This is a genomic window from Sorangium sp. So ce128 (genome assembly GCF_051525245.1).
GTDB lineage: Bacteria > Myxococcota_A > Polyangia > Polyangiales > Polyangiaceae > Sorangium > Sorangium cellulosum_B.
In genome coordinates this window covers 4,932,790-4,952,993 of the sequence record NZ_CP150313.1, presented here as the reverse complement: position 1 = coordinate 4,952,993, position 20,204 = coordinate 4,932,790, and the positions used below count along the sequence as shown (strand labels likewise).

Sequence of the window (20,204 nt, the reverse complement as noted above, 5' to 3'; positions counted from 1 at the left end):
GGCCGGCCGGGGCGGCGCAGCGTAACCGCGCCGCCCCTGGGCCCAAAGCGCTGTTCCGCCGGCTCACTTCACGTCGAGCAGGACGATCTCGCCGTCGTTGAAGAGCGGGACGAGCAGGCGATTCCTGGCGCGGTCCCAGCCGAGATCGGCGGGGCTCGGGAGATCCTCCGCGAGCGTGGAGACGCGCGGCGCCGCGTCCCCGGCGGGGTCGATCTCGAAGACGGCGCCCGCGTCCCAGCTCGACACGAGGAGCCGGCCGTCGTCGAGGCGCACGAGGCCGTCCAGCGTGCCAGCCGGCAGGGAGATCTCGCGCCGCGGCTGCGCGGAGACGTCGAGCGCGTCGAGCGCGTCGACCCGCGCCGCGCCGAGGTAAGCCACCCAGATCTCGCCCTCCGCGCACGCCACGCCGTTCGGGTGCGGCAGCGCGGGATCCGCGATCAGCCGGGAGACCTCCCCGCCCGGATCGACCGAGACGAGCGCGTCGGTGCCGATCGAGGTGATTGCGCCGTCCTCGATGGCCACGCCGGAGTCCGAGACCACGATCGACCCGTCGGGCATGGCCGCGACGTCGTTGAGCAGGCCGGCGCCGGCCACCTCGATGTCCTCGATGGGCGCGCCGTCGCTCGCGTCGAAGACGCGGATCACGTCGATATCGGCCACATAGAGCCTGCCGCCCGCGATGGCCATGCCCTTCGGGGCGCTCAGCGTCACGCCCTCCGACGCGCCGTCGATCCATGTCAGGTCGAGGATCTCGCCGTCCGGCGAGACGCGCGAGATGAACGCGCGGTCGTCCTTCTCGACGGGTGAGCCGACGATGTTCGAGACGAGGTAAACGTCGCGCTCCTCGTCGTGGAGCACCGACTCGGGTGTGCTGAAGCCGGCGACGCGGCGGAGCTCCGGCGCGGCCGGGGCCTCGCTCTCGGCGCACGCCGGGAGGACGGCAGCGAGGCAGGCGAGGACCGCGGCGAGGCGTTTCGGTTGCGTTTTCATGGTGCGCTCTCTCGTGTGAACGGGCCGGCGACGCGCCGGCTGGTGCGCCTACCCTGCGCCCGCGCGCCGCGCGGCGCGCGCCCGCGGCGCTCATTGGTACGCCCGAAACGCGCACGCGCCGCGCTTTGCGCCGCAGCCGGCCAAGACACAAGGCCTCGCGCAGGCGGCGGGGCCACCCCCGGCCATGGCGCGTATCGACCAGGGAAGAGCCGATCGTTCAAGGCGCCTCCGTGGTTCCACTCGACCGGGAATCGAGAACCGCGAGACAACGAATCTCACGTCCACGCCGCTTCATCGGCCACGCGCGACGGACAATCATCGTCCGCGTTGTACGAGGTAGATTCCCGCCCTCCGCAGATCCTGTCCTGACAAATGAGCACGGGTCCAGCTTGAACGGCGCGTCAACGGCGGGTAAACGGCGCGTCAACGGCGGGTAAACGGCGCGTCAACGGCGGGTAAACGGCGCGTAACGGCGCGTAACGGCGCGTAACAGCGCGTAACAGCGCGTAACAGCGCGCGCTCGCCCTCCGCACGGGCGAGGAACGTCTTGGTCGACATCCACGGGACCTGCCGGCCCACACCGACGACACGCCGTGAGTCGACAACGGACATCGAGCGCTTGACAAGTGTTGCGCCCCCGACAATCATGCGGTCGCCGTGGCCCGGCCGACGCGTGGTACCCTTTAATGCAGTGTCTTTCAGACCCAGATAGCGAGACGTCGCTGCACGAGCAGGTCGCGGCGCTCCGCAGGCGCGTCGCGGACCTGGAGCAGGCCCTGGCCGAGGCGCAGCGACCGAGCGCGGTCGTACGCGAGGCGCGGCCCGCCGCACGGGAGCACGAGCTCCTGGCCAGCTTCTTCGCGGCGGAGGCCTCGGGGTACGCCGCGATGCTCGACGCGATCCCGGCGATGGTGTTCTTCAAGGCTCGGGACCACCGGTACCTCGCCGTCAACAAGGCTTATGCGGAGCACTATCGCCTCTCGAGCGACAGGATCGTCGGGAAGCGCGACGAGGAGATATTCGTCGACGAGGTCGCGCGCAGCTACCGCGAGAACGACGAGATCATCATGTCCGAGGGGATCCCGCGGATCAACGTGGAGCTCCGGTGGAAGCTCGAGGACGGGAGCGACGGCTGGACGCTGGAGAACAACGTCCCGTTCCGCGACGCGAGCGGGCGTGTGATCGGGATGGTCGGGGTCGTGGTCGACATGACCGCACGAAAGAGGACGGAAGAGGCGCTGCGGAGCACCGAGGCCGATCTCCTCGCCATCCAGTCGCGCCTCCTCGAGACGATAGCCGCGCTCTCGACGCCGGTCCTGCCCATCGACCACGGGGTCATCGTCGTGCCGCTCATCGGCCATCTCGACACGATGCGGGGCACCCAGCTCATGGCGGCGCTCCTTCAAGGCGTGGAGCGCCACGACGCCGAGTTCGTGATCGTCGATCTCACCGGCGTCCCGATGATCGACAGCGCCGTCGCGCTCCACCTCCTGCGCGCGGTGCAGGCCGTGGGCCTGCTCGGCGCCGAGAGCGTCCTCGTGGGGATGTCGGCCAGCACCGCCGCGGCGCTCGCGAGCCTCGGCGAGGCGCTGGAGGGGATCGTCCTCCTGAGAGATCTCCGGGCCGGCGTGCGTTACGCGATGGCGCGGCGGAAGAAGTTGACCGGCGCGCAGCCGATGGCGCCGCCGTAGCCGATGGCGCCGCCGTAGACGTCAGGCGACGCCGAACGGCGCCGAGAGACCTCTGCCCCTCCCCCTCGCACCTTGTTCCACACAGCGGGCGACCTCACGCCCTCTCGAAGTGCTCACGCGCCCAGGTCTCGCTTGACCCTCCGGCGAGGCACCCGCTAAGTTCCGTTCAGCCTTTTAGCGCTGCATTCCCGGCTGATGTAGAGACGGTCGGTTCACCACTTCACCACACCTCAGCGAGCTCGACGTGCCCGGTGTCCCCTGCGCGTCGAACGTCCAGGCCAGCGATGACGCCGCGTATCCGCCCGTTGCCCTTCGACCAGGTCCGCCCCGCCACCACCGCCCTCCTCGTCATCGACATGCAGCGGGACTTCGTCGAGGAGGGCGCGCCCTGCGAGGCGCGCGGGGCGCTCGATATCGTACAGCGCGTCAACGCACTCGCCGCGTGGGCGAGAGGGCACGGCCTGCCGGTCGTCTTCACCCAGGAGATGCACAGGGCCGATGGGTGCGACTTCGGCATCGAGCTGGAGTTCGAGCCGCTGCACTGCCTCGAGGGATCCCGCGGCGCCGAGATGGTCGATGGGCTGCGGATCGAGCCGCAGGATCATCGGATCTTCACCAAGCGGCGCTACGACTGTTTTCTGGGCACCGACCTCGACCTGCTGCTCCGGTGCAAGGGGGTGGAGAACCTCATCTGCTGCGGCGTGTGCACCAACATCTGCGTGCTCAGCACCGTGCTCACCGCGAGGAACCTGGATTACCGCGTGCTGCTCCCGGTCGACGCCGTGGCCGGGACCTCACGGGAGCTCCACGACGCCGCGATCCTCTGCATGAGCAACGCGTTCGCCTACGTCACCGAGAGCGCCGCGGTGATGCAGCTCTTCGGCTGACGGATGCCCGGCGACCGAGCGCCGCGAGCCCCGTCGCGACAGTGCGAGCGACCACCGCCGCGCTGGCTCGCGCTCGGCCGCCCCGTTCCCGCCCGGGTCCGCCTCGCGCTCGGCGCGGCGAGCTTCGTCGCCACCCTCGCGGCGTACGCCGGGCTCGCGGGCCGCGACGGGGTGAACACCGCCCTCGCTCCCACGCTCGCGAGCATCGGGCGGGCGACGGCGGACGCGCTCGGCTCGGCGGAGCTCTGGCTCGACGTCCGCCATAGCTTCCTGCGGGTCACGGCCGGGTTCGTGGCCGCCGCGCTCCTCGCGGTCCCGCTCGGCGTGCTCGCCGGCGCGTTCCGATCGATCGCCGCGCTGATCGAGCCGCCGACCGAGTTCCTCCGCTATGTCCCCGTGCCGGCGCTGATCCCGCTCGTCATGATCGCGGCGGGCATCGGCGAGGGCGCGAAGGTCCTCCTCATCTTCCTGGGGACCTTCTTCCAGCTGCTGCTCATGACCGCGGACGAGGTACGGCGGGTCCCGGCGCCGCTGCTCCAGGTCAGCCAGAGCCTCGGAGCCACCCGGCGGGAGATCGTCTGGCGCGTGCTGGCCCCGGCCGCCCTCCCCGGCATCTGGAGCGCGCTGCGCATGTGCAACGGGTGGGCGTGGAGCTACGTCGTCGTCGCGGAGCTCGTGGCCGCCACCGAGGGCCTCGGCTTCCGCGTCCTCAGGTTCTATCGCTTCATCCAGACGCCCAGCATCTACGCGTACCTGGCGGTGCTGGGCGCGATCGGCCTGGGGCTCGACTGGGCGTTCGGCGCAGCGCACCGCCGGCTCTTCCGCTGGGCCAGGGGGCGCGACGCGTGACGCTCTCCGTGCGCGGCGTCAGCAAGGCGTACGCCGGCCGCCGCGGCGAGACCAGCGCGCTCTGCCCGCTCGACCTCGATGTCGGCGAGGGCGAGTTCGTGAGCCTCGTGGGCCCCTCCGGGTGCGGGAAATCGACGCTGCTGCACATCGTCGCGGGGCTCGAGCCGGCGACCACCGGGGCCGTCACGCTCGGCGGCGAGCGCGTCCTCGGCCCCGGCGCCGAGCTCGGCGTCGTGTTCCAGCAACAGACGCTCTTCCCGTGGCTCAGCGTGCGGGAGAACGTCCGCTTCCCGCTGACGCTGGCCCGCCACCGCGGCCGGGCGCGGCAGGCCGGCTCCGAGCGAGAGGCGGACCGCGTCGAGCGCCTGCTGCGCCTCGTCGATCTGTGGGACTTCCGTGACAGCGCGCCCGCGGAGCTGAGCGGCGGCATGCAGCAGCGCGCCGCGCTGGCGCGGGCGCTCGCCGCGCAGCCGGAGGTGCTGCTGATGGATGAGCCGTTCGGCGCCCTCGACGCCCAGACACGTGAGGAGATGCAGGGGCTCCTGCTCCATGTGATCCGACATCACCGGATCACGACGCTCTTCGTCACCCACGACGTGGATGAGGCCCTGATCCTGTCCGATCGCGTGGTGGTCTTCTCCGAGCGCCCCGGCCGCGTCGTGGCCACCATCGACGTGCCGGTACCCCGGGCGGATCGCTCGCCCGACCTCAAGCTCGACGAGGCGTTGCTGCGCCTCAAACGGGATATTCTCTCGCTCCTGCGGGGGAAGGCCCGCCCCGAGGAGCAGCGCCGCCGCTTGCTCCTCGGGCTCACGCAACCGCCGAGGGGAGAGGATCCATGAACCGAAGGACCGTCGTGCTAGAGCTGGGGGCAGCGCTCACCTGCCTCCTCCTGTCGCCAGGCTGCTCGAAGAAGGACGAGCCAGCGCGCGAGATGCCCGCCGCCGCCGCGCCGGGCGAGAAGCCCGGGGCCGCGGCGAACGCGCCGGTGAAGCTGACCGTGGGACACGACCTGTGGATCGGTTATGCGGGCGTGTTCATCGCGAACGAGCTCGGGCTGTTCAAGCAGGCTGGCCTCGACGTCGAGCTCAAGCCGTTCTCGAACCCCGGGGACACGCTGCCGGCGCTGGCCGCGGGGAAGCTCGATATCGGCCTGACGACCCTGCAGAACCTGGCCGTGCTGAGCGGCAACGGCGACACGGACGTCGTGGCCATCGCGCTCATCGACAGCTCGAACGGCGCGGACGCGGTGGTGGCGAAGGAGGGAGTCGCGTCCATGGCCGATCTCAAGGGCAAGACGGTCGCGCTCACCCTCGGCGAGGTCAATCACATGCTGTTCCTCGCCGGCCTGAAGAAGTCCGGGCTCTCCGCGGACGACGTGAAGGTCACGAGCATGAGCGCAGACGATGCCGGGGCCGCGTTCGTGGCGGGGAAGGTCGACGCCGCGGTCACCTGGGAGCCGTGGATCACCAAGGCGACCAAGGGCGGCGGTCGCGTGATCTTCTCGAGCGCCAGCGTCCCCGACACCATCGTGGACGCTGTGGCCGTGCGCCGATCGCGGCTCGCCGAGTCCGGTGACGCCTGCTCGAGGTTCATCGGCGCCATCGATCAGGGGGTGCGCGTCCTGCGCAGCGAGCCCGACAAGGCGATTCCCATCGTCGGCAAGTACTTGAACGCTCCGCCCGAGGACGTGAAGGGCATGCTGGGCGGCGACAAGATCTACGATCTGGCCGACAACAAGCAGCTCTTCGGCACGGCGGAGAAGGCCGGCCCCGTGTACGCCACGATGAAGGTGGTGGTCGACTTCGCGGTCGAGTCCAAGCTCGTCAAGAAGGCGCCGGCGCCCGAGTCGCTGCTCGATCCGAGGCTCGTCCGATGAGCCGCGACGAGGCGCGCATGGCGCGCGCGCTGGAGCTCGCGCGCGGCGCGCAGCGCGCGGGCGAGCCGCCGTTCGGCGCCCTGGTGGCCGCCCCCGACGGCACCGTCGTGGCCGAGGCGACCGACGAGGTGAACGCCCAGCGCGACTTCACGTGGCACGCCGAGGTCGGCGCCGTCCGCCGCGCCTGCGCGGCCGCCGGGCCGGACCTCACGGGCTACACGCTGTACACCACCGTGGAGCCCTGCCCGATGTGCTTCACCGCGGCCTGGCTCGCCCGCGTGAGCCGCGTCGTCTTCGGCTGCACGATGCAGGAGGTCACGGCGGCGACCGGGGGCGCGCAGCGCGAGCTGGCCGTCCCCGCGCGGTGGATGAACGAGAGCTCCGGCGCGCCCATCGATCTCGTCGGCGGCGTGCTCGCCGATCGGTGCCTCGCGCTCTTCAACGAGTCGTGACGCGCTCGCCGACGTCGAGTCCCGGCGAGTGGACGCGAGGCTCGCGTGGCGGGTCGAGACGACCGGGTTGACGACCCGACCCACGTTGGATGCGCTCCGGGCGCTGAGGTCCACGCGACTGGTCCGCCTTGCCAGTGGCGGCGATCGCGGTGAGCGCGGGCAGCGCGACCGACCAGGCGGCGCTCGTGGCGCGCTGCGCGCTGCAGATCCGCGCGCAGCTCGCGGGCGCGCGTTGCCGGAGACGGAGCTGGGCATCCCGGGGGACCTCCAGCGCAGACGCTCAGCCCTCGGAGAGGAATCGCACCTTCTGCACCCCCTCGATCATCTGCAGCGCGAACTGCGCCGCGGTGAAGGAATCCCACCCGAGCTTCTCCTTCATCTGCGCCGCGAGCGCCGGGATGTCGAGTATCCCCTTGCGCTCATCACTCCAGGGGACGCGCTCGATCAACAGCTCCTCCTCGCCGGTCCCGTCGCGGGTCCGCAGGTTCTTGCTGTACGGGTCCGCCGGGTCATCTCTCGCGTCGAGCCCGAAGTGCATGGCCTCCGGCTTCTGGTGCACATCCAGCGTCTTGATCTCTCCCTCGAACAGGCAGATGAGCACATCGTCGGCGAGCCGGTCGAACCGCAACAGCTTCAGCGTATCCCCGCGGTCGGGGATGAAGCCGGCGTCGTCCACCCGCTCGGGGTAGCCCTCCACGAGCAGATCGGGCCAGCCCGAGACCACGCTCGAGCGTATCAAGAACCCGGTCACCGCGGGCCCGCCCTGTCGCAGGGCCATGCGCGCGCGCAGGCGGCGATCGTGCACCATGTCCGCCTCCGTCACCCGGCCCACGCTCAGCGCCCCGTCCGTCAGGCAGTCGACCCACACCGGGTCGAGCCAGAAGAAGCGCAGCGACTCGGCGGGCAAGAGCCGCTCCTCCGGCACCAGGTAGGAGAACGGCAGCCCGACCAGGCGCGTGAGGCCCTGGAACCAGGCCGCCACGGCCTGCGGCTTCGCGCTCGACACCTCCGCCCGCTGCCGCCCGCGCGGCAGGCGCCTCACCGAGCGCTGCCGCAGCGTATGCTCCTGATGCGCGGTCTGCCGCTTCCAGTTGAACAGCTCGAGCGCCACGCGGGTGTTGTCCAGCGTCAAGAGCCGCCCAAGCTCCCACGCGGCCGCATAGGACACGTCGAGCAGTCCCGAGTCCGGGTGGTAGCGCAAGAGCTGGTCCGCGCACTGCACGTCCTCCAGGGAGACCGTGTCCGGGTTCGGGCCGGGCAGCAGGGGCCCGCGATAGAACGAGACCGTCCTGTTGCCCTGACGCATCCGGTGCACCACCGGGACGTGGCCCTGCTCGATCCAGGCCGCTGCCTCGGTCGTCATCTCGTCCGTGACCGGCGCCCGGAGCACGCCCGGCTCCCTGTCGAGCTTCTCGAGCAGGGCGCTGAAGCTCTGCGCCGGATCCACGCAGTGGAACGTCCAGCGCGCAAGGCTCACCAGCCGGATCAGGTCCGTCGGGCCGGCCTCCTGGGAACCCTCCTGGGAACCCTCCTGGGAACCGAAGGTGAAATCGAAGGTTCCATCGGCCTTGTAGCGCCTCTCCACCGACACCAGATGGACGGTGCTCTTGCCTCCTGGCGCGGGCAACCGCCTGCAGAGCACCGTCGCCTCGGCCTCGCTCTCCACGGCGTCGTTCTGCGTCAGGCGCTGCCGCGCGTGCGCGAGCCAGGCGAGCTCCGCGGCGCTCGGCAACAGCGGCTCGAGGATCCTCCGCGGCACGTCGATCACCGTGACCAGATCGTCGTCCTGCTGGCCGTGCTCCTTCAGCAGCTCGGGGAAGTACGCCGTTTCTGGCCGGGTGGCGAGCAGGTCACGAACGGTGATGCTCTTCGGCTCGGGCTCCTTCTCGCCTTCGCCGAAGTCGGACGCGCGGAGCAGGAGCAGCACGAGCCACGAGAGGTTCTCGTCCTTTCCCTCCTGCCCCGGGAAGCGCTCCCAGGGCAACGTGCTGCGCCGGAGGGTGATGTGCGGCAGCACATTGGCGTGCTCACCCACGCTGTCGGGAGGAGGGAACACGGCGGCGATGTCCGTCGGGCTGAGCGGGCCGAAGCGCTCTCCGGTGACCTCGAAGGTGAGGTGCTGCGGGAACTCCTCGTCGATTGTCTCCTCGGGGTTGCTGGCGGACACGCCCGTGAGGGTCTGCTTGACCTCGACCTCGTACGTCCCGCTCTCCAGCGCGGGCTGCTGGAACTCCAGGAACTCGATCTGCGCACCCGGGCTCGGAATGTTGAGAAGCTGCATGGGGGTATACCTCGCTGTTCCTTGGGGCTTCATGCGCTCGCCTGCGCGCTCTCGCCGGCTTCCTTCACCTGCGGCGGGATCACGAAGGCAGCCGCGATGTCCTCGGTGAGGACCACATCCTCGGCCGGGTCGAAGCCCAGCGACGAGAGCAGCGCGTCCCGCTGCGTGTTCCTGACGATTGTCGTCCGGATGGTCTCGCGGCGCCCGGCGTCCTCGTCCCCGCTCTCGTGGAACGCGGGCAACGTCCCGAAGGCGTAGCCGCCGGCGGCTTCTTCCACCTCGAACTGCAGCCGCGCGACCGGCAGCCTGTCGGTGATACCGCCCTTCGGCTGCACCGCGGGCCTTACCTGCAGGCCGGAGAGGGCGCCTTCCACGAAGGAGCGCCCGTTGACGTCGGGGAAGCGCAGCCGGTCGCCCTCGATCTGCGGCTCCCCCCACATCGCGCTGGGCACCCTCCGGAGCACGGGGGTGAAAGTGAACTTGTCCGGCTCCACGTCCGTCTTGCTCCGCTGGATGGTGACGTGGAAGTCGATCGAGAGGTCCGCTGACCTCACGGCCACGGGGGCCACGCCGAACGCCTGGTTGCCCCCACCCGTCACCGGTGCGTCGGGCGCGCCCGGGTGGAAGGCCTGCTTGCTCGGGATCACCGAGCCGGTCGACAGGGCGAACTGCTTCGGGTTGACCACCCACAAGGGCTCGCCGTCCCTGGGCTTGATCTGCCGCATCAGCCCCTCGGTGACGGCCACGCTGCAGACCTCTTCGGTCGCGGGCAGGAACGAGGTGCGGAAATCACCCCAGAGGATGGGCCTGGGCGCGGGCCCGGACTGATTGCCGAACTTGACCTTGACCGAGAAGAGGAAGAAATCGAGCTTGGCATAGCCGCCGAACTCCGGGCCCCAGACCTTCAAGCTCGAGCCCATGCTGCCCGAGAGGCAGCCGAGCCCGGCCTTGAAGTGCTGGTAGAGGCTCGCCTCGTAGGCGAACGGCTTCCAGCAGATGAGGAAGTCGGCGCCGATGGTGAAGGACGCCCAGGCGCTGCCGGAGCGGAAGCTGGCCTCGAGCCGCCCGCCCGCCATCAGCGCGTGGGCGCACAGCGCGAAGTAGGCCTCTCCCCGGACGGAGATGTTGCCATCCACCCGCCAGTCGAAGCCGATCCGCGGCACGACGGGGTAGTGGCCGGGCACCTTGAAGCTCGGGTGATACCCGCCCAGCGTGACCACGAAGTCGCCGGCGCGGTCGCCCGCGAACCAGGTCGAGAAGGCGAACCCTCCGGTGAGCCGGCACGACCTGCCCAGCAAGTACGAGGCGGGCGTGAGCTGCCCGCGCACCGTCACCAGCCCCTCGGACGGGGCGAAGCGCGCGAGCAGCGCCATCTCCAGGAAGACGAGCGGGCTATCCGTCTTGAAGGGCACCTGCAGCCGGGCGAGGCCCAGGAGGTCGAGCTCGAAGGTCTTCCCGAGCATCACCGTCATCAGGGCGAACCCATCGAGCAGCTTGAACGAGGTGAACTTGACGCCGAGCGCCAGGAAGCCCTGGTCCGGCGCGACCTGGATATAGCGGACGAGCTGCGAGAGCTGCCCCGACACGACCTCGCCGGGGTTGTCCGTGCTCGGGTCGCCGGAGCCGCCCACCGCCTGCGCCACCAGGGGGAAGCTCGTGACCTCTTCCAGGGTAGGCGACGTGAGCGAGCGGTTGTACCCGAAGCCCGCCGACAGCCCGGTGACGAAGAAGAACGGCGGGCCGCCGAGCGGATAGCTGAGCGTGGCATACAGGAACAAGGACGGCTGGCCGTCGACGTAGGCATAGGCGCCGATGGCCCCGAGGCCGATCGTCTGGCCCTTCACGCCGAGCTGGAGCGCGGCCATGCCGGCGTACTCCTCGTATCCACCGCGCGTGCTGCGCAGGAACGCGCCCGTGACCCGCAGGGCGTCGTTCTCGTACTCGAGCCCGAACCCGTCGGCGCGGAGCTCCACCTCGCCGCTGGGGACCGGGAGGCGCACGGACACCCCGTCGAGGATGAGCCGGAGATCACCCACGGAGAGCACGATCTCGGGGACGAAGTGGATGCCGCCGGCCTTGTAGGTGAGGCCGAGCTTCTCGATGTACACCGGGCCCACGGCGCGCTGCACGGCGAGCCAGGCGCCGTTGAGCCCGAGGGTGAGCGGGCTGTCGTCCCCCGAGCTCCGGGCGACCTGCCGCAGCGAGCGCGCCTCGAAGGGGTTCTGGGATCGGGTGCGCTGGATCGGCGTGTACAAGGTGCGCGTCAGCTCCCCGAGCGCGAGGTAGCCGACGAGGTGGGCCCCGCGCCCGAGCCCCTGCTGTCCAGCGCTGGACGGCCGGATCTTGAGCGGCGACGTCATCTCCGTCAGCGCGCCGCTGATGACCTTGAGCTCCGCGTGCGAGAACTCGTGGGACGCGACGAGCAGCTCCACCGTGAAGGCGGCGGACGTCTGCTCCTCCTTGAAGTAGAGGCCCACGAGCGGCAGCTCGCCCAGGTTGACCCCGGCGTTGAAGCCCACGCCCACGATGAGCCGCTTGCCGAAGCCGCTGCCGACGCGGCCGGAGAGGACCAGGAGGAGGTTCTGCCGGAGGGGGATCGGGAGCTCCTCCGGGATCAGCACGCCGAGGGCGGGCGCGATGCCGCCGAGCAGCGCGTGGAGGCGCAGGGGCTGCTCCTCGGTGAAGTTGCACTGGGCGACGAGCGTGTCGCCCATCTTGCGGCTGATGATCCCCTCGAAGGTCAAGTGAGTGAGCGCGCTGTCCGGGATGGGGACCTCGACCTTGGCCCCGAACTCGGTGGCGCGCTTTGCGCCGCTCACCGGATCCGGCGCCACGCTGATGCTCAGCCCGATGCCCAGGTGCTGGGCCTCGCCCTCGTTGTCCTCGCCGACCTTGACCCCGAACTCCACGGAGAGCTCGTACTTGTTCTTCGAGGGGTTGAACGCGAACGTCGCGTTCCGCAGCGGCAAGGTCTCGTTGAGGTCGATGAGGAACTGGGGGACGAAGTCGGCGGCAAAGGTGTTGTCCAGCACGTTGAGGAGCACCCCCATGCTGGTGAGCGTGTTCGGATCGAGCTCGATGGTTCCCATGGCTTATGTGCCCTCGCGCCGGCTGGGGTCAGTGCTTGATGATGTAATTGAGGACCAGGTAGGGCTGCATGTTGTTGTGGGGCTGCCCTCCGCCAGTTCTGATGATCGAGATGCCCGTCGTGGCCGTTTCAGTCACCGGGGTTTTCTTGTTGGTGAGGCACGAGAAATAGGGGCCCCAATGCTTGTCTGGGTCCTTGTCCTGGTATGCAGTTATGTCATGCTGATGCCCGGGATCGTCCACTCCATGTGTGTGGGACGGCATCTGCGCCTCGGTCAGGGTGACCGTGGCCGCACCCCCGGTCGCCCCCACCGAGTAGTCCGCGCTGGCCCCCACCGGCACCCGCGTTTGCAGGTTGGGCACCGTGAAGTCGGTCGTGTTGGATGGGTCGTACGTGGTGCCGATGGCCGCGAACAGCTCCGGGTAGGTCGTGCGCGACACCGTTTGCCCGTGGCACAGCAGCCATCCCTCGGGGGCCTCGGCGCCGGCGTAGGCGACGATGGTGCCCACCGGGACCAGGAAGCCGGTCTTGTCCTTGACGCGGCCCTCCGGGGTGATGAGCGCCGAGTCCTGGAGAGAACCGCCCTTCTGGGTACGGATCCGTAGCCCGAGGTCGCCGCTGCTCGCGCGGTTGTCCGCCTCGATCACGGCCGCCGGTGCCTGCTCGGCGTGGGGGCTCTTCAGGGAGAGCTTGCCAGCTGGATGCAAGTCACCCTTGCTGGTGAGCGCCAGCAGAGCGTCCGTCTCGCCTTTCTTGAAGAACTGCGCTGCGACGTCCTCCGAGCTCCCGTCCACATCGGACCGGAAGACGAGTGTCCCGACGTTCTGTACTTCCTTGCTGTGCAGCAGCAGATCTCCGTCCAGGGAGAGCCCGGTGCCCGGCAGGCCGCGCCTGATCCCGACGTTGCCGCGGTGGTCGTGATCCGCGTCGACCCGGCGGCCGAACACCAGCGGCGCCTTCTCGATCGGGCAGACGATCTCCCCGTCCCAGTAGTCGGGCACCGCGCTGTAGCGGAGCACGAGGTGCGTCGGCCCGTCCGGGTGGCTCGTCACGAGCTTGCTCAGCGAGAGCTCGAGGAACGCCTGGGGCGCGAGCTCCACGCCCTCCCTCGTGGGCGTGAACGTCCACTCCAGCAGGGTGCCGTCGGCGCTCGGCTCGGGCCCGGAGCGCGCAAAGCCGTCGAGATCCCCGGGCAGCACGTCCTTGACCTGATCCGCCGTGCCCAGCGCCCACGGATGCGTGTCCGTCGGTCCGACGGGCAACGCCACCACGAGCTTCGAGGAGAGGCCTGGCTCGTTCGCGTCGTAGTGGAAGCGCACGGCCCCGCCCGTGAGCCCCTCCCGGGCGGCGTTGGCCAGGCGAAAGAGCAGCGAGCTCTCTTGATTGTTGACGTTGAGCACGCGGTTGTCCCCCACGAAGCCCGCCCGAAGCGGGCTGTGCGGGTTGCCGACCCGGCTCCGCACCCCGAGCTCGAGCTTCGCGTCGAGCTCGTACTCCGAGGGCGGCTTCCCGGCGGGAGCGATGATGCCCATTGGGCCCCTGTACAGCGGGTCGGTGACGGGCGTCTTCCAGGAGAGGTCCAGGGTGACCTCCGCGCCCGCCTCGGGCGTCGGGGACACGCCCTGCAGCGCCAGCGTCAGGTGCGCGCTCGGGCCGATCGCGACATCCTCGCTGACCCACGCCACGTACAGGTACGCGCCGTCGCCGGTGTCGTCGCGAAGGACGGACCAATCCCCTCCCACCACGTCGATCGTCCGATCGTCCAGGATCCCCGGCGCGAACCGCAGCTTGAAGTGATATTTGCTCTTGCTCGGCTTTGGCTCCTTCCGCAGGGTGATCGTCTCTTCCTCCTGGACCAGGATATTGACGATCTGGAGCATGAGCGGCTGGCTCGCGCCGGGGTTCTCGCGGAGGAGCACGTTCCGTAGGCGCTCCCCGGAGGGGGTGAACAGATCGTAGGTGATCTCGAACGCGAAAGGCTTCTTCTTCGGTGTCTCTTCCGACATGGTCGTTCCCTGTTCCTTCCAGAGGGCTCGTGCGCCTCGCGCCGGCTTCACTCAGTACTTGATGATGGAGTTGGCGGCCACGTCGGGCGGCCCGGGGACGCGGAACTCATCGTCCGCGGGAGGTGTCGATCCGTTGTACTTGGTGCCGATGACCTCGAACAGGTCGCTGTATTCATGGGCAGCGCGCTTGTACGCGCCGTGATCGCACAGCAGCCACCCCTCGGGAGCTGTATCGCCGGCGTACGCGACGATGGTGCCCACCGGGACCAGGAAGCCGGACGTGTCCTTGACCCGACCTTCCGGCGTGAGGCGCAGCGCATCCACGTGATCACCGTTCTTCTGGGTGCCGATATGCAGACCGACGTCCTTGTCGTAACCGGTCAGCTTCGCCAGGATCACGGCGTTCTTTGCCTGATCGTGGTTGCGGGGGGGCCGCAGGATGAGCGTGCCACTGGGGTACAAGTCGCCGGTGTTGGTCACCCTCAGCGCGGGCTCGAGGTCGTCCCAGGGAGAATAGAACTCCGCCGAGCTCCCGTATCTGTCGTTATTATCTATGTCGGCCCGGAAGACGAATGTCCCCGTGTTCTGGATCTCCTTGCCGTCCGGCATCCACAGATGTCCGTCCAGGGAGAGCCCGGCGTCCGGTGAGCTGCGCCCGATCCCGACGTTGCCGCGGTGATCGTGCGTCGCATCGACCTTGTGGCCGAACACGAGCGGCGCCTTCTCGATGGGGCAGACGAGCTCCCCGTCCCAGTAGCCGGGCACGGCGCTGTAACGGAGCACGAGGTGCGTCGGCCCGTCCGGGTGGCTCGTCACGAGCTTGCTCAGCGAGAGCTCGAGGAACGCCTGGGGCGCGAGGTCCACGTCGCTCGTGGGCGTGAACGTCCACTCCTGCAGGGTCCCGTCCGCGCTCGCCGCGGGCCCTGACATCGTCCAGCTCTCGAGGGCCCCGAGCTGCACCTTCGTGATCTGCTCCGTCGTGCCCAGCGCCCACGGGTGCGTCTCCTGCGGTCCCACGGGCAGCGCCACGACGAGCTTCGAGGACAGCTCCGTCGTCGCGCCCTTGTGGAAGCGCACCGTCGCCTCCGCGCTCCCTGCCGGCGCGGTGTTGGCCAGGCGGAGGAACAGCGTGTTCTCCTGGTCCTTCACGTTGAGCACGCGGCTGGACCCGAAGAAGCCGGCCCGAAGCGGGATGTCCGGCTTGCCGCGCCGGCTCCGCACCCCGAGATCGAGCGTCGCGGAGAGCTCGTAATCCGAGCCCGCCCCCTCGCTGGCAGGGTTCGTGATGCACAACGCGCCGATGTATTCCGATTTGACGACGGGCTCGCTCCAGGAGAGGCCCAGCGTGATCGGCAGGCCTGCCCCGGGCGCCGCGGACACGCCCTCCAGCGCCAGCATCAAGCGCTCGCCAGGACCGATGGTGACGTCCTCGCTGATCCAGGACACGTACAGGCTCGCGGCGCCATCGTCGCCGTCCACGCGCTCGACGGACCAGCTCGCCCCCACCGCGCTGATCGCCTGGCTCACCAGGACCCCCGGGGCGAACTGCAGCCTGAAGTGGTGCTCGCGCTCGCTCGCATCCGGCAGCGTTCGCAGGGTGATCGTCTCGTTCTCCTGGACCAGCGCGTTTTCGATCCCGAGCACGAGCGGCTGGCCCACGCCGGGGTTCTCGCGGAGGAGCACGTCCCGCACGCGCGCTCCCGTGGGGGTGAACAGCTCGTAGGTGATCTCGAACGCGAACGGCTTCTTCTTCGGTGTCTCGTCTGACATGGTCCTTGCCTGTTCCTTTCCGGGGGAAAACTCAGTTGTCCTGGCCCGCCGAGCGCCGGAGCATCAGCCAGCCCTCGCGCACCTCCTGCGGGGCGGAGAACGCGGCGCGGGGGTTCACCGGCGCGAGCGCGCTCGTCTCGGCCCAGTCGCCGGTCGGCTCTTGCGTCGTCCACGACCACGTGTGCCCCGCTTCCTCGGGCACGGGCAGCCGGAGCGCCCCCCGATCGGTCAAGATCGGCGCCGTCAAGAAGCTCACCTCCATGGCCGCGAGGGCCTTGCTGTAGTGCTCCGGCGAGAGGCGGAGCTGCTCGCTCGGGAGCACCCCTGTCGTGGCGTGCACCTGACCGCGCGGGTCGAGCAGCATCGTCACATGCTGCGCCGGATCCGCGGCCGTCCGGAGCATGTACATGGATCCATCGTTGTTGCCGTAGGTGCGGATGAGGGCGTGGCCGACGTCGCGCTCCTGCGGCGAATAGAACACGCCGTCCCCGTACGTGTAGCTCCGTTGCCCGGCGGGCTCCTCGCGGAAGTAGCCCACCAGGCCATCGTCGAGCTGGCTGAACTCCCCGAGGCGCACGGGGAGCTTCAGCGCCTCGATGCCGCGGCTCGTGTCCTCGTCGTCGACGAGCGTGGTCGGATCGAGGGCAGGAGGCCCCTTGAGCTCCAGCGTCAGCGCGGCCCGCACCACCGCCACCGGCCGGGCCATGAGCAGCGCCCGGCTGGGGTTCTCGGCGTACGCCTCGGGGTCGATCGTCTCCAGCGCCGTCCGCTGTGTGGAGAGGAAGCGCTTCAAGAACTCCGCGTCCTGCTGGAGGACGTGCTCCACCACCCGCTGAAGGTGAACGTTGTAGAACTGCGGCATGCCGCGCGCGCCCATCCGCACCCGGCCGCCGCTCCCGGGCGCCGTGCGCCAGGTGTTGGTGCGGTCGATGCTGCCCAGCGCGCGCCCTGCCTTGTCGTACACCGCGAGCGCGCCATCCAGGTTGTTCACCAGCAGGAAGCCGCACACCGGGTTCGTCTCCGGGTGATCGTTCGTGCGCTGGGCGACGGCCGAGTCCGCGGGCAGCCACTCGAAGCGCAGGCGGGCCGGCTGCGAGAGGCGGGGCGAGAGCAGGACCTGGTGATAGACACCCGCGGGCGGCGTCTGATCGACGGTGGTGATGACGTCGATGTCGCCCGGCGTCTCGATGTCCACCACCTCCTTGACCTGCCCGAAGGTGTCCACCAGCCAGAGGCCCGTGATCGACATGGCGCCCGAGCGCAGCGCGTTGAAGCGGTCCAGCGTGAGCGGCCGGCGCTGGAAGCCGCCGCCCATGGCGTTGCGCACGGTGTCGGCATAAAAGGCGTCCCAGTCGTCCGGGTCCTCGATCGGGGCCAGGGGGTCGCTGATCTTGAGCTGCATCACGGGCTCGCGGAGGAGCAGCACGTCGTTGAAATTGCCGAGCGCCTGCGCCAGGCACGGCGTCTCCTGGAGCTCTCCGTAGGCCCACAGCGCGGTGAACACGGGGTCTTCGGTGCCAGGCTCCGGCGTGCTCTGGGACAGGTACCAGGCCTGGATCTCCGCGAAGTGCGCCGCGAGGTAGCCTTGGTTCTGCTCCTCGGCGGGGACGCCGTGCGCCGCGAAGTACGCCGGCAAGAGCTCGTGCTGGAGGTAGAGGGTGATCCGCTCCTCGACCTCCCGGCTCGCCGACGGCGTGAGCAGGCTGATGCCGCTGTAGATGTTGTCGTCCGCGGCGAAGCTGCTCTCGTGCCCCGGCCTGAGCGCCTGGTCCACGGCCTGCGTCTCCAGCGTGTAGTGCTCGATCAGCTGAGCCGGATCGTAATCGCCGTTGCCCTCACGGCCCGAGGGCGCGATCTTGAAATACCAGTGCATCATGAAGGGGCTCCACGGCGGCTCCTTCCAGGTGCTCCCCACCTCCGGGCCGAGCCCGGCGAGGTGGCTCGCCAGGGCCGTGACCGTGGCCTCCGGCAGCGCCTGCAGGTCGAGCGCGGCGTCGAGGAAGCTGCACGCGAGCAGATCGCCGTCCGCGGCGCTGCCCGCGCGGTCCTGCGCGAGGTCGTTCCGGGCCGCCTCGCCCGTGAGGAGCAGCACGGGGTTCGCGGCCTCCCAGTAAGGCGCCGCGGGCATCCGGCAGAGGACGTATGGCGCGGCAGCGCCCGCGGGGGTGGCGTTGTACGCGCTGATAGCGTCCTGCAGCGCCGCGAGGGCGCTGGCGAGCTTGCCCGCGAGCGAGTGGTCCGACGCGGGGATCTCCAGGGAGAGCCCCTCGGCGAGGGCGCGCACCGTGTAGGTGATCCCTTCGTTGTGGATCTCCCATTGCTCGTCCGGCGTCACCACCTTGACCTCGTGTGACTCGGACAGCGTGAGGTCGCAGCAATTGCGGAATTCGATGACCCACGTCCAGTTCGACTGGTCGTACTCGTCCTCCAGGTTGAAGGGCTCGCCCCAGCTCAAGACCTCGACGTACGTGTCGTACTGACCGCACTGGCGCGAGACGGTCTCGAACGAGATGGGCTCGGCGCGGGCGCGGAAGGCGAGGGACGGCTCCTGCTCCAGGTGCAGCCGGCCTGTCCTGGTGAGCTGATGGCGTACGGGGACGACGTGAGCCTGGAAGAAGGGTTCTTCGATCACCTCTTCCTGGTTCGCGGCGATATGCCAGCGGGCGTACATGCGCTGGCGGAGGGCCTCGATCTCCTCGAGGCCGCGCTGGTGCGCCTCCTCGGCCAGGTTGAGCGCCTCGAGCAGCTCCGCCCACGCCGGCGGCGGCGAGGCCGAGGTGCGCCCCGCGCGCCGCTTCAGCGAGGAGAAGAGGTCTGTCGCGGTGTTGGACAGCGGCTGGATGGACCAGCGGATCCCGGCCGACCGGGCGGCGAACCCCCGCTCGTGGCGGGCCTCGAAGAGGCGCGCGTCGAGGTCGAGCTGGTGCCCTTCGATCCGCTCGGTGAGCTGCAGCGCCTCGAGCTGGTCCTCCACGAGCCGGCGCTCTGCCAGCGCCGCGTCGTTGTCGTCCGGGGCGCGGCGGTAGGCCAGAAGGGCGGCCAGGGCCTCGGTCTCGGTCTGCCCCACGGCGAGGGTGGGCCTGGGCAACTCGCGGACGCGATCGCGCGCCGCGCGTGCGCCCGGCGCGAAGGCGAGCCGCGCGTGGAAGAGGGTCGCCTGCGGCAGCGCGCCTCCGGCGTCGAGCGCCCACTGCATCTTCTCTTCGAGCAGCGCCTTGAGCGCCGCCGGGCTGTTCGCCTCGGCGAGCAGCGGGGCCAGGCAGTCGCGCGCCGGGTCGCTGTACCAGCCGATCACGTCGTACCGCAGCCCCTGGGGTGGCGTGCGGGTCGGGAAGTCCGGGTCATGGAAGCCGAAGACGGTGCGGCAGTTGGGGTAGAAGGACGCGAACGAGGCGCGCACCGGATCCAGGGCCGGCACCTCGGTCTCGGAGCCCACGGCCGTGAGCGCGGCGAGGTATTCATGGCCGCCCGCCTCCTGCGCTTTCCTCCACGCGTCGAGCGTCAGGGCCCGCCCGAGGAAGCGGAACCGGTATTGGCGCGCCGGCGCCGGGTCGGGCACGACCATGATGTTGACGGGCGCCTCGGCCTCGCCCCCGATGTCGTCTCCGTGGCCTTCCGGGTGGAGGTAGTCGCTCTCCACCACCCACTGGCGCTCGGGTTGGCCGCCGCCGCTGCGCAGGATGAGGAAGCGGCTCGGCACCTCGGGGAAGCGCGTGACGTGTTGTTCTTGCTCGCCCTGGGTCAGGGCGGACGGCAAGAACCAGTGGAGGTGGATTCCCGGGGGGAGCGGCAGGCCCTTCGTGAACGGCGGCGAGAGGATCTTCTCGCTGAGGTTCGGGGTGCCGCCGTTGTAGGTCTGACCTCCGGCGGTGAAGGGCAGCTTCCGGTAATCTGCCATCGCCCGGACGACATCCTGCTCGGCGTCGAGGCACATGGCCTGCAGACGGAGAGGAACCCAGAGAAAGCCCTGCGCGCTCTTGCTTGCCATATGCCTGCCCGGCTCCGCGATCCGTGGGATCGGCGTTGATCGTTGGGTGTCCGCTGGTGGGCCCCGTGGACTTCGCGCAGGGCGGCGGCGCCGCGGCGTCCGCGCGTCGTCGAGGGCGCGGAAGGTCTAGAACACGTGCGCCGGGGGCGTCGATTGGACCTTGGTCCCATGGCAGCCCGCCGGGAGCTGATGTAGCGCGCCGCGCATCGCAACGAAGCGCGCCTGGAGATCGGTGCCGGGCGAGTCGAACGGCTGGGGAAGACCTCGCTTCCCTACTTCAGCAAGAGTGCGGGAGAGCCATTTTTACTGACGCTCTACAGGGT

Annotated in this window: 12 protein-coding genes; 6 read left to right on the top strand and 6 right to left on the bottom strand. The window is 69.8% G+C overall.

The genetic code is table 11. The annotated features are described in order from the left end of the window. Window positions 1-63: 63 nt before the first annotated feature. Complete coding sequence (locus tag WME82_RS18860; protein ID WP_438043970.1) at window positions 64-990, bottom strand: SMP-30/gluconolactonase/LRE family protein; 927 nt, start codon at window positions 988-990, stop codon at window positions 64-66. A 686-nt stretch (window positions 991-1,676) separates the two neighbouring features. On the opposite strand from WME82_RS18860, the gene WME82_RS18855 reads away from it, so the two are divergent. From WME82_RS18855 to WME82_RS18830, 6 genes are all read left to right on the top strand, one after another. Further along, entirely contained in the window at window positions 1,677-2,681 is a 1,005-nt protein-coding gene (locus tag WME82_RS18855) for a PAS domain-containing protein (protein ID WP_438043969.1), read from the top strand. A 284-nt stretch (window positions 2,682-2,965) separates the two neighbouring features. Beyond that, window positions 2,966-3,568, top strand: coding sequence for a cysteine hydrolase family protein (locus tag WME82_RS18850; RefSeq protein ID WP_438043968.1), 603 nt, complete (start codon window positions 2,966-2,968; stop codon window positions 3,566-3,568). Between the two features lie 3 nt (window positions 3,569-3,571). After that, window positions 3,572-4,417: an ABC transporter permease gene (locus WME82_RS18845; protein ID WP_438043967.1), complete on the top strand. Its 846-nt coding sequence runs from the start codon at window positions 3,572-3,574 to the stop codon at window positions 4,415-4,417. Beyond that, complete coding sequence (locus WME82_RS18840) at window positions 4,414-5,259, top strand: ABC transporter ATP-binding protein (RefSeq protein WP_438043966.1); 846 nt, start codon at window positions 4,414-4,416, stop codon at window positions 5,257-5,259. The genes WME82_RS18845 and WME82_RS18840 overlap by 4 nt, the downstream gene beginning before the upstream one ends. Continuing rightward, a complete protein-coding gene (locus WME82_RS18835) occupies window positions 5,256-6,296 on the top strand; it encodes an aliphatic sulfonate ABC transporter substrate-binding protein (protein ID WP_438043965.1) in 1,041 nt (346 codons plus the stop codon). Before WME82_RS18840 ends, WME82_RS18835 begins: the two co-directional genes overlap by 4 nt. Next, on the top strand, window positions 6,293-6,748 hold the full coding sequence (locus WME82_RS18830; RefSeq protein WP_438043964.1) for a nucleoside deaminase: 456 nt from the start codon (window positions 6,293-6,295) through the stop codon (window positions 6,746-6,748). Before WME82_RS18835 ends, WME82_RS18830 begins: the two co-directional genes overlap by 4 nt. Before the next feature lie 280 nt (window positions 6,749-7,028). Here the strand turns inward: WME82_RS18830 and WME82_RS18825 are convergent, their stop codons facing one another. The 5 genes from WME82_RS18825 to WME82_RS18805 are packed head-to-tail and all read right to left on the bottom strand — an operon-like array spanning window position 7,029 to window position 19,881. Beyond that, the gene (locus WME82_RS18825) at window positions 7,029-9,029 is read right to left on the bottom strand and encodes a hypothetical protein (RefSeq protein ID WP_438043963.1); all 2,001 of its coding nucleotides are present in this window, start codon (window positions 9,027-9,029) and stop codon (window positions 7,029-7,031) included. Window positions 9,030-9,058: 29 nt separating this feature from the next. Then, a complete protein-coding gene (locus WME82_RS18820) occupies window positions 9,059-12,118 on the bottom strand; it encodes a DUF6603 domain-containing protein (protein WP_438043962.1) in 3,060 nt (1,019 codons plus the stop codon). A gap of 28 nt (window positions 12,119-12,146) precedes the next feature. Then, window positions 12,147-14,123, bottom strand: a complete 1,977-nt coding sequence (locus WME82_RS18815; RefSeq protein WP_438043961.1) for a phage tail protein — start codon at window positions 14,121-14,123, stop codon at window positions 12,147-12,149. Between the two features lie 51 nt (window positions 14,124-14,174). Then, window positions 14,175-15,893: a phage tail protein gene (locus tag WME82_RS18810; protein ID WP_438043960.1), complete on the bottom strand. Its 1,719-nt coding sequence runs from the start codon at window positions 15,891-15,893 to the stop codon at window positions 14,175-14,177. 31 nt (window positions 15,894-15,924) lie between these two features. After that, complete coding sequence (locus WME82_RS18805; protein WP_438043959.1) at window positions 15,925-19,881, bottom strand: hypothetical protein; 3,957 nt, start codon at window positions 19,879-19,881, stop codon at window positions 15,925-15,927. Between the last annotated feature and the right edge of the window lie 323 nt (window positions 19,882-20,204).

Bases quoted from the DNA above. Each gene is read 5' to 3' on its own strand.
- WME82_RS18820 (WP_438043962.1), bottom strand. From the start codon at position 12,118: ATGGGAACCATCGAGCTCGATCCGAACACGCTCACCAGCATGGGGGTG.
- WME82_RS18810 (WP_438043960.1), bottom strand. From the start codon at position 15,893: ATGTCAGACGAGACACCGAAGAAGAAGCCGTTCGCGTTCGAGATCACC.
- WME82_RS18825 (WP_438043963.1), bottom strand. From the start codon at position 9,029: ATGCAGCTTCTCAACATTCCGAGCCCGGGTGCGCAGATCGAGTTCCTG.
- WME82_RS18835 (WP_438043965.1), top strand. From the start codon at position 5,256: ATGAACCGAAGGACCGTCGTGCTAGAGCTGGGGGCAGCGCTCACCTGC.
- WME82_RS18805 (WP_438043959.1), bottom strand. From the start codon at position 19,881: ATGGCAAGCAAGAGCGCGCAGGGCTTTCTCTGGGTTCCTCTCCGTCTG.
- WME82_RS18860 (WP_438043970.1), bottom strand. From the start codon at position 990: ATGAAAACGCAACCGAAACGCCTCGCCGCGGTCCTCGCCTGCCTCGCT.
- WME82_RS18830 (WP_438043964.1), top strand. From the start codon at position 6,293: ATGAGCCGCGACGAGGCGCGCATGGCGCGCGCGCTGGAGCTCGCGCGC.
- WME82_RS18845 (WP_438043967.1), top strand. From the start codon at position 3,572: ATGCCCGGCGACCGAGCGCCGCGAGCCCCGTCGCGACAGTGCGAGCGA.
- WME82_RS18850 (WP_438043968.1), top strand. From the start codon at position 2,966: ATGACGCCGCGTATCCGCCCGTTGCCCTTCGACCAGGTCCGCCCCGCC.
- WME82_RS18815 (WP_438043961.1), bottom strand. From the start codon at position 14,123: ATGTCGGAAGAGACACCGAAGAAGAAGCCTTTCGCGTTCGAGATCACC.
- WME82_RS18855 (WP_438043969.1), top strand. From the start codon at position 1,677: ATGCAGTGTCTTTCAGACCCAGATAGCGAGACGTCGCTGCACGAGCAG.